General features: G+C 44.0%; 12 protein-coding genes. All 12 read right to left on the bottom strand.

Annotated features, from left to right (window positions below; translation table 11 throughout):
* Positions 1 to 59: 59 nt before the first annotated feature.
* On the bottom strand, positions 60 to 452 hold the full coding sequence (locus I3252_RS05545) for a hypothetical protein (RefSeq protein WP_238034487.1): 393 nt from the start codon (positions 450 to 452) through the stop codon (positions 60 to 62).
* Between the two features lie 56 nt (positions 453 to 508).
* On the bottom strand, positions 509 to 1,225 hold the full coding sequence (locus I3252_RS05540; protein ID WP_238034486.1) for a hypothetical protein: 717 nt from the start codon (positions 1,223 to 1,225) through the stop codon (positions 509 to 511).
* 14 nt (positions 1,226 to 1,239) lie between these two features.
* The gene (locus tag I3252_RS05535; RefSeq protein ID WP_238034485.1) at positions 1,240 to 3,057 is read right to left on the bottom strand and encodes a hypothetical protein; all 1,818 of its coding nucleotides are present in this window, start codon (positions 3,055 to 3,057) and stop codon (positions 1,240 to 1,242) included.
* Positions 3,058 to 3,115: 58 nt separating this feature from the next.
* The gene (locus I3252_RS05530) at positions 3,116 to 5,992 is read right to left on the bottom strand and encodes a host specificity factor TipJ family phage tail protein (RefSeq protein WP_238034484.1); all 2,877 of its coding nucleotides are present in this window, start codon (positions 5,990 to 5,992) and stop codon (positions 3,116 to 3,118) included.
* A complete protein-coding gene (locus I3252_RS05525) occupies positions 5,961 to 6,341 on the bottom strand; it encodes a hypothetical protein (RefSeq protein ID WP_238034483.1) in 381 nt (126 codons plus the stop codon). Before I3252_RS05525 ends, I3252_RS05530 begins: the two co-directional genes overlap by 32 nt.
* Positions 6,338 to 6,865, bottom strand: coding sequence for a DUF1833 family protein (locus I3252_RS05520; RefSeq protein ID WP_238034482.1), 528 nt, complete (start codon positions 6,863 to 6,865; stop codon positions 6,338 to 6,340). The genes I3252_RS05525 and I3252_RS05520 overlap by 4 nt, the downstream gene beginning before the upstream one ends.
* A complete protein-coding gene (locus tag I3252_RS05515; RefSeq protein ID WP_238034481.1) occupies positions 6,865 to 7,341 on the bottom strand; it encodes a hypothetical protein in 477 nt (158 codons plus the stop codon). Before I3252_RS05515 ends, I3252_RS05520 begins: the two co-directional genes overlap by 1 nt.
* A complete protein-coding gene (locus I3252_RS05510) occupies positions 7,338 to 10,691 on the bottom strand; it encodes a hypothetical protein (protein ID WP_238034480.1) in 3,354 nt (1,117 codons plus the stop codon). Before I3252_RS05510 ends, I3252_RS05515 begins: the two co-directional genes overlap by 4 nt.
* Before the next feature lie 81 nt (positions 10,692 to 10,772).
* Positions 10,773 to 11,501, bottom strand: a complete 729-nt coding sequence (locus tag I3252_RS05505) for a BRO family protein (RefSeq protein ID WP_238034479.1) — start codon at positions 11,499 to 11,501, stop codon at positions 10,773 to 10,775.
* A gap of 477 nt (positions 11,502 to 11,978) precedes the next feature.
* Positions 11,979 to 12,476, bottom strand: a complete 498-nt coding sequence (locus tag I3252_RS05500) for a hypothetical protein (RefSeq protein ID WP_238034478.1) — start codon at positions 12,474 to 12,476, stop codon at positions 11,979 to 11,981.
* A 61-nt stretch (positions 12,477 to 12,537) separates the two neighbouring features.
* Positions 12,538 to 12,741 (bottom strand): hypothetical protein, encoded by a 204-nt coding sequence (locus I3252_RS05495; protein ID WP_238034477.1) that lies wholly within the window; start codon positions 12,739 to 12,741, stop codon positions 12,538 to 12,540.
* An 86-nt stretch (positions 12,742 to 12,827) separates the two neighbouring features.
* On the bottom strand, positions 12,828 to 13,184 hold the full coding sequence (locus I3252_RS05490; protein WP_238034476.1) for a phage tail assembly chaperone family protein, TAC: 357 nt from the start codon (positions 13,182 to 13,184) through the stop codon (positions 12,828 to 12,830).
* Between the last annotated feature and the right edge of the window lie 59 nt (positions 13,185 to 13,243).

Here is a 13,243-nt window from a genome sequence, read left to right as displayed (position 1 = left end):
ATACCTTATTTTGGACATTAAAAAAGCCCCAAAAGTGGGGCTGTAATTAACGTTGATTGTTATTTACCAAAAATCGCAAATGCCGCATCTTTGACTTCTTTTATTACTTCAGCAATCGTCTTACCCTGCCATAAGGCTACGGCTTGATAAACAATGCCGATGGCTAACATACCGAACACTGCCCAGACGAGCATGATTGCGCCCTGTGTCATAACGCTATAATCTTGGTAGCCCATAAATTCGATATGCGCTGCCCCGCCAAACAGCGAGATTGTGACAGCGATAGTAAACTTGACTATCACTGACATATTGACTTGTATCTTACCGTCACGACCAATGTCGCCCGATAGCATCAAGCCAAATACCGCACCAATCACCGCGGCAAAGACTTTAGGTAAAAACGCTAAGAGCTTTAATAGGATAATGTCCCAAAAGGGTGTGTTGTTTGGCATACGCCTTCCTCAAATTTTTGATAATAAAAACCCCAATTAAGGGTGAACGCTTGCAGCTAAACAACAACGCCCTTGCTTGCTGCGTAACGCCTCAAATCATCTGCTGCTATACTTAATTCGCTATCTGATAACGCGACTGAGTGTATGCGTGTTGCGGTGATGTCGCTATTACCGCTAAATGACGACGCGTCAGACCCAATCCGCAGTTTGCGCCCTGCGACAGCTCGCTCCGCTGTCGAGACGGTCGCAGCGTTAGATATATTGTCTGTGATACAACTGAGATCGACAGACGTTGCAGATAGTCTTAGCGCATACAATTTGTAATTTGCAGTACTATGCGTTACAGCAACAACCAAGCTGCCAAGAGTGCCATCTGCTTTTGGATAAAACACAGACACTGAGTTTGCTGTTGTACCAACGTGCAGGCCCTTGATTGCCTGCGGATTGTCGTACTCAGAGATAAATACACCTCTATCTGCTGATGCTGCTGTCTGCGAGTCAGATTTAGCAACAAACAATATGGTCATAAGCGGTGTTGTTTTTATCTCTGTTTGCACATAATTGACAAGCGATTTAAATTTTGTGCTTTGCTCAGTAATCGCGGGGCTGCCGATGACTGTTGCATCGGCTTTATCTTTAGCGTAATTTTTAGCCAGTCGCGTTTTATTGCCAGTTGTAAAAAAAAGTCCCTCAAGACCTTGGTTGACCTGCGTTGAGTAGTAAACCGCTGTGTCTTCTGCGGTAATATTTTTAGCAATAACATTAATGCCCATTTTTTTATCTCCAATTAAATTGCAAAACCTAGTTTTTGTGAATACTCAAAATATACGCAAGGGTTATGTAGATCAAACGTATTGCCAAGTGGGGATGTTGCCTTGTCTGTGTCGCCGTGTGTGTCGCGCAAATTGCCGCGCGAGCCGTTTATATTGCCAGATGACGCAGGGTCGCTAGGCTTGCCGCGACCATATGTTATAACTGCGCCGCTTGGTGCAGCGCTTGATAGCGTGATACGCACGGTATTTTTATTGGCAATAGTGACAGCACTAATAATATCAATCACAGCGTCAGCAGCGTCACGCATAACAAAACCGTAGTTGTCATAGAGCGCAGCTAGCGCGGCATCTAAAACCAGTTTGCCTTGTGGTACATAAAACTCAATGTCAATAAAACCGTCTTGCCAATCGACCGCCACTGGCTCAAGAGGTCGCCATTTTTGCCGCTGTATCATCGTATAAAATAGCGCTCGACCCATATACTCACCCATCAGCCAACTGCCCTCATTTGTTAAATGTTGATTGTCAGCCGCTGTGGGAAATATATATGCAGGTACAGCCATTACAACGTCGTCATACTCTCTTGATGCTCGCCACTGCGCCTTGGCGATATGTATCGTGTCCGAGCTTGAGCGTCTGTGACCGGGCGTTTGATACGTTATCAAATAAGGTAAAAACTGCTGCCCTGTTGTTTGTAGTACAAAATTCTTAAAAGGCTGCCATAAATTAGCCAGCCACTCTTGCGTGTATTGATAAGCGAGTCTGTTGCTAGAGCCTGATGTATTGTCATTCTCGCCCTGTGCCCACGCCATTGCCCACATGCTAAAACTCTTGTTTTTTGATTTTGCGATAGCGTTAGCATCTTTAACGTAGTCACATAAATTATCAAAGCTCGTTGAGCTTTTAGATAACTCGTCAACATAACTGCCGCCGCGCCCCATCGAGCCGCCAAAAAATTGATAATCAGGCAATCCTGCCTCACTAATGCGCCTTGATGCACCATTCAACATTCCGCTGGTCGGTGTTTCGCCCTCAGTGCCGATCGCTGACTCAACTAACGGCGCAAAATCACTCGCACTATAGCCAGCCTCGTTTGGTCGTCTCAGTACGCCGCTAGCCATGGTCAGGTTATTTGTTGTAGTGGTGGAGATGGCAGGTAATGCGGCTTGACCGCGAGATAGTGACTGACCGTAAGTCATCACGCCGACGATATCTGTTGCAATCTGATAACCCAGCTCAGGCGGTGATTGGTTTGTAATTACACTCGTCTGCTCTTGCGCTTTTGTTGCAGCGCTTGACGCGAGTACAAAACCGTTTTTATCTAGTAAATTTATGGCGTTGTCTGGTGACCGCTCAAACCACAGCTCATCACCAGCAACGTCAATGCCGTTAGTTTTAAACAGTCCATTTATTAGTAAACTTGCGATCACAAAACCGTTTTTGTCAGTAAAGTTGTGACTAACATCAGCAGCGTCGTTTGGTAGCACATAAGTGTCTATAAGCGCTTGTGACTGTGCAATTGGGTTGTACTCACTATAAACCCATGCGCCACCAATTTTTTGATAGACGCCATTTTTACTTAGATCAACATCATTAGTAACAATCGCATAATCACCATCTGCTAAAGCACTGGCGGTCATTGCGGAGTAAGTGCTAAAAGGCGTTGCGCCCAGCAAACCGTTTTCAACAAGCAAGCGGCTGGCCATCGGCACTGACGCATACTCTCGGCCAAGTCGTGCTGTGATAATTTTATCTTCGTTCACGGCCTCTTTGAGTGTTTGCGTATCCAAATGACCATCAATAGAATCTTGTATCGTTAACAGCTCTGCCATTTTTAAAACTCCCACAAAAAAGCCCACCGGATTAGGATGGGCATTGTTTAATTTAATTTTAGGCTATCAAGCCGTTGATATAGTCTTTATCATTTGGGTAGTAGCGCCGATCATAGGACATAGCGCTTATCGATGACTGAAACACTCCCTTGCCTGTCTTCTCATTAATTAGGTACGCATCAGCTTCAAGATCTTTGGCTTCAGTAATATCAAATACAGCATGGGCCACACCTGACGTTACTAGCGGCATCATTGGTATGCGTGCCACCTCGATTTGATAATGACTAACTTGGCCAACAATCTCAATCACATCAACGGTGCAGTTTTTAAGCTGTAGGTGCACAACGTAGCTTTTAGATTCATCCAAACTCACCGGATAATCTAAAGTTAGCACCGTATTTTCTTGCAGCTCTACTTGCCCGCTACATAATATCGGCACAGTAGAATCAACGATTGCAATCCTATCCATACGCGTCACCAAGTCGCCCTCACCGTATGCGGTAAACTCTATCGCCTTACGGTTGTATCTCAGCTTATTCCACGCCCTGTGTGCCAAGAAGTGCGCCTGTGAGTAATTGGTCACGCCTTGGGTGTCAATCGTCTTGTAGTTGGTTCGCAGCTCGTCAGGCAGTCTGATGATAGCTTCACTATAGTTGTCAGATGGATCGCGCCATTTCAGCTCTACGCCATCGTAATTGTCTTGGATGCCAAAAAACTCAGTGACAACCATGCTCTCCGGTCGAATATTGCGATGGTTAAATAGCACGAGGCTATTGGGCGTTTCGCGTTCAAAGTTAAAATAATGCAGACCGCCTTCTCGTCTTGCTGTACAAAACACCGCTTCAGCAACCGTAAAGATCATCTCTTGATAGCTGCTGTATTTATCATCAAACGTGTAGTTAAACTCAGTCGCCTTGTCCGTACCGAAATACGTGGCTATCTCATCACTCAAGTCATAAAAGGAATCAACGTCGACCTCAGTTTCATCCATCCGGCCAATGTAAGGATCGAGCGCCATAGCAATTGATATGTCGGCAAAGTCACTGGTAGGTAAGAAACCACCAATAGTATTGAGCTTGCGATGCACGATAGCATTTAATTCACTGGCATTAGTCCCAGAGCCAATGGCCATACGGCGCAATCGGATAACCGTATCGTGCTCATAGACTGATTTTTTAGTCTCGTAATAACTGTAGGCGCTTTCAAATACCACGTCATCGATCAACTGTGTACTATTGCCGTTGTCATTAAGGCGATTAACTCTAAAGCGCACCTTACCCGCTTCTGGCAACTCTTTTTTGATAGTCATGCCAACTGGTGAACGGTTATTGGCCTGACCTTCCATAGTATCGCCATGGCGCATGATAGGCCCATAAGGGACACCATCATCACCTACCATCTGATATTCCACTTCTATTGATACCTGCTTTGCTTTATCTCCCTCATAGATACCATTGTTAGCCAAAAAGTTCAGAATAAAGCCCGTCGTGTCCTTTGACCCAGAATACTTCCAACCAGTGAAATTGCTACCGGTACCAGTAAATCGTATGGTGCGCTGTCTAAATGATGCTATCTGCTCTGGCGTCGCGCCATCTAGCTTAGACCAGTCAGCATTCACACCTGCAGGGTTTACCAGACTGATGGTCGTATCAGTCAAGCTTGCAATCGTATAGACGCCTGATAGATCGATATTATTTGTATTGGCAGTTAATACAGCCGATGTAATACCTGCTGCATCAGCGGTCAGTAAGTAAAAATTTGGATTTACGTCTTTATAGCCTGCTGATAGTGTCACCTCATAAAACCAAGCGTTTGCGCTGCCTGACTTAATAATACTATCAACCGGATACTCACCTGCCAGCGTTAGATCGCCATTGTTGGTATCAGCTACATTGAGAGCCGCTATTCTAATGCGGCGGTACTCACTAGGGTTGATTAGTTCTTTTGATGAAGCAATGGTTAAAACACCATCCACACCTACATCTGTATTGCCTGATATCTGTGCGTCAGCCACCGAACCAAATATGGCGTTTTCAATCTTGATAGAGTCGCCTTGCTCAAATGCCTGGGTAAACCTTAAATAGTTTGAACGCGTTTCTGTTTTCCAGTAACCGTTATGGTCGCCACCGCGCCAGTACCAATAGGTGTGTTCATATGTAGTATATTCAGTATTTCCGACCAACTTGTTTCCATCTTCGATCGTAAAATCGGTGAAAGTAATACCTCCTGAAGCTGATGTCTTCAGTACCTGCTTACCATCAATGCCGCTAACTTGCTTGGTGACCAATGGCAGCTCGTCAAACGCTGTGCCTATCTGAATTTGTGGAGTTGCATCTATAAGGGACTGTCCAGGCTCATAAATACTGAGTGATGCACCTTCAATCGTATTGATAGGTGTTTCGCCTTCATTGATTGAGTCTTCATCAATAGCAAACCAACCGGTACCAATATCTAGCAAGCACTCTTCTATCTGTATGTTGTCTCCGTAATGGCGCCAAACAGACGATATTAAATCAGGAACAGACTTACGGCGACCATAAATATCAGGTACGCGCTCATTGACACGGTGTTTGTTTTGGCGTTGTGCGAGACTATTATTCGGTGAGCCTGCCACATCATTCGTAGCGCTCATGTCTGGCATATTGGCATAGGTGTATACCGCCACGCCTACTGAGATAACCGCGGCGATGATGCCAAGTGTCACTGGATCTGCTGCATGACACAGCACTTGATAATCACCAGTCACGTCTTTGAGTGCCCACGCCTCAAGCTTGGTCTTTGGCGTAATGTCGTTCTGCACACATATAGTGCCTTTGTACAATCGTGATGCAGGATATTTCTCACGTATTGCTAGCCATTCCTTCAAAAGACAGTCGAAACTACGCTCAGTGCATTCAGTAGCATCAAGCTCGTTGTGGAAAATCTTTAACGTCATAAAACCGTACCTTTTTATATTGGCGTTTGATAGTGCGCATGGTTTCAAATCGTGGGCCAGTTTCGGACAAGTGCAGCACTCGACCGCAATAATACAATCCAACGTGATGCCGATTATCAAGCGTCATCATCAAAACGATAGTGCCGGTACTAGGCTTGGCAACCAAGTTGCCTTGCTGCATGGCTGACTTAGTTGGGATTAACTTGTCATCGATAGAGCCCGTCAAACCCAAAAAGCAGTGGCTAAAATCGTATTCAAACAAGTGCTTACCTGCATCTATCAGTAGATGTACACAATGATAATTATCACGGTCAAACTTACGGCTAAGCAAAGAATCGATGCTTTTCATAACAGACCTTTTAAATCAACATAGTAATCAGGCGAGTACGGCCTGCCAGTAGCAACGGTGTTCTTGTCTGGTGTCTTGGCATCAAACGTGGTTGCTTGGTGGTCGCGGCTCATCTGCTCAACGAACAAACCCTTTGCGATATCAATAGGCTTGTCTTTGGCAAACGTCATTGATGAAGCGTCGTATGCATATTGACGATAAATAACTTGTGGGTATTCATCGCTGTCTGATGCTCTTATTTGCTTAATCAGTGGCGGTACAATCTCACCCAAGTCACCAAGCGTGATGTTGAAACTTTGATCAAGGTCGTCAGAGGTCTTGCCACGGTTAATCAGCAGTGGTGCAAACTCAAAATATACTGTCTCGCCAGTCTCGAGCATGGCATTAACCCCATCAGCATGATTGGTCACGATGCGTATTGGCGTGGGCCATAAACTGTGACTAACTTCTAGCGTCTCAAGTGGGGCGATGCTAGCAGAGCTATCAAGATGCAGGTCTTTGATATCATCAATCGTTACTGCCATTACAAACCTCCCAGCGCATCCGGTAAATCTTCATTAACCAATTTTTCGAGCAAGTTGAGCAATTTGCGTGGGTCGCCTGATTCCCATAGACCAATGATAGTTTCGTCAAAATCAGTTCCGGTATTATTTGGCTTTAAGCGTAAACCAAACGACACGCTATAAACCTTGCCGTCACGTTCATTGAGCCGTAGCGAGCCAGCTACAAATTGGCAGACATAGGTAGTCATCTCAGTATCATCGACAATCAAACGCCATAGGAAAGGACGAGGATTCGCTTGATGACTACGCCAAAATGCCCACCAATATTGCTGCTTACCTTTGTCGTCAAGCATGACCGATGCGGTAACCGTATGTACGTTATTGACAAACTGAACACGCTGACGAGCAAAACCACCCATCAGCTCTTGCTCTAATATATTGTTCGCTACTTCAGGTGCATAGCCCCGCTGCAGTGGGCATAGCGCAAAGTTATTCATCGGCGATTCACCCTTGCTGTTGTGCCACGCTGTATGCTCTTGCTTTCAACTGAGTTAGCGCGGCCAATACGTTTGAATGACTTTTCAATCATCTTGTCTACCATATCGACCGTTACCGTGCCATCAGGATTTTGTCTAGCACTAACTTCAGCCTTTGAGTTGTTGTTGATAGTAATGTTGCCGGTACTCGCCTTTTGACCGTTGGCCATAAACTTAACCAGGTCTTTATTCTGCTTAGGTGACAATACACGCTCATCTTTTTGCAGTAGATAAGTCGCTTCTTCTGGCACATTGTCTAAACCACCGTGAGCAATACCTGCCACGCTTGGCGCTGCCATCCCACCAATGCCAGCTGCTTGAGCGACCTGAATCGCGGACGCTGCTGCCGCCATTGGCATTGCAATGTAAGGTCCAATTAAAGGTATAGCGGATATAGCATTGAATGTATTAGAGTATGTTTCTTTGACGTTCATTAATGCTTTTTGGGTGGCGTAGGTTCGCTCCATGATGAAAGCCGCTTGATGCATCTTCGAGTTTTCACCAAAGAACATAGAGGCTGCGTCTGTCATGGCGCTAAATGCGGTTTCTTGCATAGCAATGCGCGAATCTTTTAACTGTTTATCTAACTCTTTCTTCTTGACCGAATGCTCTTCTTCCATAAGTAGCATTTTATTTAAATGCTCTTGTTCTGCTTCCTGCAATAACTCGTTACGTTGGGTAGCATCAAATACAGGATCCCCTGTATTGAAATTAATAGCATTTATCTCGCCTTTGCGAGCGCCGTACATCTGGTCCACAACCTCCTTGCTAATTTCGTAATCTTTTTCAAGCCTCCATTTTTGATATAGGTCCGGACGCATATTTTGTTTAGCGCGAAGGTCTTCTACAGCACTAATAGCTTGGTTGGCATTCATGTTGATTACGTCTGACAGCTTAGATGCCGCTATACCTTGGGCGCTTGCTTTTTGCTCTTGTATATATTTAAAGTTAGCCAAATCTTCTTCATACATTTTGTTTTGGCGATCGATGTATTTTTGGCGAACACCATCATCTTCTATGTATGTATTTTCAATAACCAACAATGCCTTTCTATGATTTTCATGGATACGCTCTTCTTCACTGAAATATTTATCAGATATAGAGAGCAATCCTGCATTTTTTTCTATTGCGTAGCGCTCTTCTTCACGTGCTAAGTATTTAGCGCGGTCACTAGATCCTTCAGCGTAAAGCCGCTCGATTTCTATGACGTTATTAGTATGATTGCTTTCTATCTTCTCTTTATAGGTGGCGTATTTCTGAGTGATTGATAGTCTGGCTCTCTCAATCTCTTCTTGCACCTTTAATGCCTCAGCTGCTCTTTTTTGCTGTTCGCGCACGGCTTGATCAGCCTCTTTAGCATCCTGCGCTAAAGCTTTGCCGTAAAAAGTACTAGACTCCTTGCGGGACATGCCAGCGCTATGAGCCGATTTTAACCAAGCAGGTGCATTAGCACCCTTGCCATCCTTGCCCCATGCTGCCGCGTTGGACTGAATACCAAAATGAAAACGACCCGCTCCCATATAATCATTACCAGCACCAATGCCATTAACGCCACGTGCTGCCGCCTCTTCAACAATTGACTTTAATAGCGGCAAATCCTTGGAGTTATTCCAGTCTAGCTTGCGACCATTTCTATATAAGTCTCCATCAGCAGCATAACCGTGATCATGGGCTGTAGAACCCACTCGTTTGCCACCTGAGCCTTTGCCAGGTTGACCACCTGAATTTACCCTAAAAGTAATTCCTTCTTCCTGTAGAAAAGATAAAGCCTGTTCGAGTTGCGGGTTTAAACGCTGATTTCTGGTAGAGCCTTTGTTTGCGTATTGAATATATTTTGAAGCGTCTGCAGTCTTTTGAGTCGCCTTGGCGGTTCTTTCTTTTGCCTTCGCCTCTTCTTCAGCAGCATCGGCTATTGCCCTTGAAGCTATTATCTCTACATCTACTGCACCAGTTCTATAAGGAATGCCGTCATTTCTATAAGGGAATGCAGCATTATTTCCTTTAGGGGTTAATACACTACCAAACGACGTGTTAACTGCTGGGCGTTGTGTATTAATCTGATTCATTTTGCTAGAAGCACCTTCTAACAACTTGTTTATCGTTTCCATATCATTAGCCCATTGGCTAGATATATCTAACATACTTCCGCTAGCTAACGCGCCAGCAGAAAAGAAACCAACAAACAGAGCCTTGCCCTTATCGGCCAAAGTATCGGCATTATAAAAATTTTGTGCAGTCTGCCCTATATTGCGCATCTGCATGCCGACCGCTGAGAAAGCATTAATTAGCTGACCTATTCCTGCTGCGATACCTACTACTGAAGCCGCTGTAATATTTATAGCTTGGCCTACACCACTAATTTCATTCTTGAAGCTGCCGCCTTGTGTAGTCCCTTCTTTAAAATATTCTATTAATGTAGCCATAGCTGGTAATGCGGCAGTAACTAATTGATTGGACACACCTTCAAATTTTATTTGCAATCCTTCCATCTCATTGGCTAGGATTTGAGACTGTTCGATAGACTCTTTGGTTCTTATCACGCCAGCTTCATTAAGATCATTCTCATAATTACGTAAAGCTTCACCGTTGTTGTCCCAAAGCGGAATGATATCGCCTAAACCACTTGCTAACGATTCAGTAACGAACCTTACTTCTTGTGATGTTGCGCCCGCTTTCTCCATCTCATCTACTACAGCTTGAATAGCATCTACACTGTCCATCGTAGATAGGCTCTTACCAAATATCTCTAGTTCTGCATCTGTTTTTTTGGTGGCATTTTGCATAAGCTCTAAGGTATCTACCAAGCCACCGCCGCCGGTCGCACTAAACTCTCCTAGCTTCTCTTGAGCATCTGCCAAGATATCACCAACGCCTTCCATCTCTAATCCATAAGCACCAGTTGCTGCCGTCAAGACCTGTAGGTTGGTAGTAGAGGTGTTTGCTCTCATCGCTAGTCTTACTAACTGCTCATCCGCTTCTGCTGTTTGCACCGCTAGAGTTACTAAACCGGCACCTATAGCAACAACTGACCCTATAACAGAAGCAGCGCCTATTGCAGCTGCTCCTGCCAAGCCACCCTCACCAAAAGCTTCAGTGATGGAAGAAAGTTTTTCGGTCAGAGAACCTACGGCATCACCAATAGGTGTGCCACTAAGATCCTCTACTAACCGCTCTTTAAATTTACCAACAGAATCACCCATACTTTCAGTACGGTCTCGTGTCTCACGTTCAGCGCGTGTTAGACCATCAGTAAACTCGCTTAAGCGCACAGCCAAGTCGAGTGTTAGCGTGCCTAGTGAGGTGCTGGCCATAATGGTAAATCCTTATTTTGGACAATAAAAAACCCCAATCATTTCTGACTGAGGTTTCTTTAAACATTTTAGTTTTTTAAATTACTTTACTACTCTAGCTGTTTGGCTTTTCAAACTCTCAAACACGCTAGCCTGCTTCTCGTTATTCTGCTTGATGACTTCGATGCCGCAATCCAACGAAGCAAGCGCTTTTTGAATCACACTGATTGCATGGCGGGTCTCTTCGACCTTTTTCTTTCCAATACCATGCATATTATCAATGTATTTTGAGTGATTGGTATTACTTGCCTGCCGCGCCAGTATCACATCATAGACGAAGGCGACCGCTTCAGGCAGCTTCGACTCTGGTATCTGGTCGATATGATCAACGTTGTAATGATTGGTCACTATCTTATACGCATCGCTGATGAGCATATTGCCTACTGCAAGACGATCACAAGCCTTTCTCAGTGGTATGCGTTGATGTGAGGTAGTCTTTACTTCGCGCTCTAATATGTCGAGCACCCAAACTCGAAAAGCCTTGGCGATATCAGTACGAGCAAACATAGCAAGTAAGTGGCAGCCACGTAATGAAAATATACGTATTTTTGCCCGCAAGCCCTTTGTTTTCGACGAGAGAACCGATTCGGTGCTCTCGACAACCTGAGTCATTGTATCGGTAAATTCTTCAGCGTTTGAATTGTAAATCTTACTAACAGACTGCTTGTTTTTATAGCCAAGCGCGATTGCCAAATCGCTAGCAGTTAGCCAGACTTGGTCGTCTTGATTGATAGTAGTAAGGGTAGTGCCGTTAAAGGTTAATGTGTTCATGATGAACTCCTACTTGTTTCTTCGAATTTGCCCGATAAAGGGCGCCGAGAGGTTCGAAACCGTCAAGTAGAACGGCGGGCAGTTTTCCCCACGAAAGGTATTGTATGGCTGCCGCCCTCTCGACATAGAAACATGTGGTTTATCACAACGACACAGATAGCTATTATGAGAGTTTGCCTTTTGAATAGGCGTAAAAAAACCACGATTACGCTTGTGGATTGCGCTACTTGATTAGGAGGTTTCGACGCCTCAGATGCAAATATACTGTATTAGCTCATGCGTTGCAAACACTATTGAAAATAAAAGCCCACCGAAGTGAGCCTTTATCTATTCATCATCTAAATACACATACACGTAATAACCAGTTGGTATCGAATCAACTAATGACCAATGGTTATGATTAATTAAGTTATATACCCATATTTGCGCCCAGTTTAGTTGTTGGGCAGGTAGTTTGTATCGGGGCGAGTATTGCACTTAAAACTCAATACAATCTTTTATGTTTTGGTGAAGCTTACTTACTTCATCAATGGTTTCTTTACCGCCTCCACCAAAATGAGTTGCTGGTTTTCGTACCTTGACATCTTCTGGGTTTTGGTTTGGTTTAATGTACCCAAAACCCAAGTTATAATACTTAAGTTTTAGCATGTCAGAGTTATTCAAGGCTTTGAGTTCGTAATTTACTAGCTCATCATTCCCCCAGCTATTTTTATCAATTCTAATACTACCCTTAACAATAATAGCCGAATCTGTTTCAGCCTTAATGAAGTCATTATCGTTATCAATCAACTCTGCCAAACAGAGCCTTAACTCATCCATTGTCTTTTTTTCATCAAGGTCTATTTTGTAGTTGAGAGACTCAAGACTGACAATTCTATTTTTCTCTGACGTAACCGCATTTTCAGGAAAAGTGTAAGCAGCATTTGCGCCAACACAAATAAAAGCAATCGCACCAACCAACAATGTTTTCTTCATAATACCCTCTAGACAATTGATCCTCTAAAGATAGTATTACGAAACAGCACAAATATCTAGCCTAGTCCTTAATCTGTTCTTCAAAAGTTTCAACAATATCATCTTCGTGTGGCATTAGCTCAAGAGGATCAATCCAATCCTCAGCTTTAACTTTCAAGTTATAACCAAAGCTCATGATGTTTGCCGCGGCTTGCTCGATACGTCGACCAATGTTTAAGCTACCACGTCTTGAGCGATACTCTGCCCACTGCTTAATCTCAATCATTGTAAGATTGCTTTTAACCTGGTGAACTGTATTGCCGCCGATACCAGCCAGCGCAAGCTCAAACAGAAGCTCGTCTTCACCAGCAATTACTCCTTTTTCTTCTTGGCCGTCTGCTCCTCTACCGCCTTTTTTACACTATCAAGCCCCCATACTTTATTGAATATGGCATTTGCTAACGGTTGAATAAAGGTTGTTTTAACTTGATGTTCTGTGAATTGCTGTTTGCCTTTTCCATCAACCAGCGCCTTGCTAATCCATTCGGCTGCAACATCTTCATTGTTATTCATACGCTTATGAAGCGCGTCGCTTTCTACGAAAGGAAGTATCTTGTACTTAATATCAACGTCGCACAACTCACCCTTATGGTAGAACTCAACCGTATCTTCATGGATTTCTCCAACCAAGCTACCTGCTTTGACATCTGATAATTGATACTTTGCCATCTTTGCAATCCTCTAAAAATAGTAAAGCCTCAATTAAGAGGCTTTGGTTTTAACTTTCT

The sequence above is a fragment of the Psychrobacter sp. Ps4 genome (assembly GCF_022129285.1).
GTDB lineage: Bacteria > Pseudomonadota > Gammaproteobacteria > Pseudomonadales > Moraxellaceae > Psychrobacter > Psychrobacter immobilis_A.
Note: the sequence above shows the minus strand (reverse complement) of the source record. Positions and strands in the feature narration are given on the sequence as shown.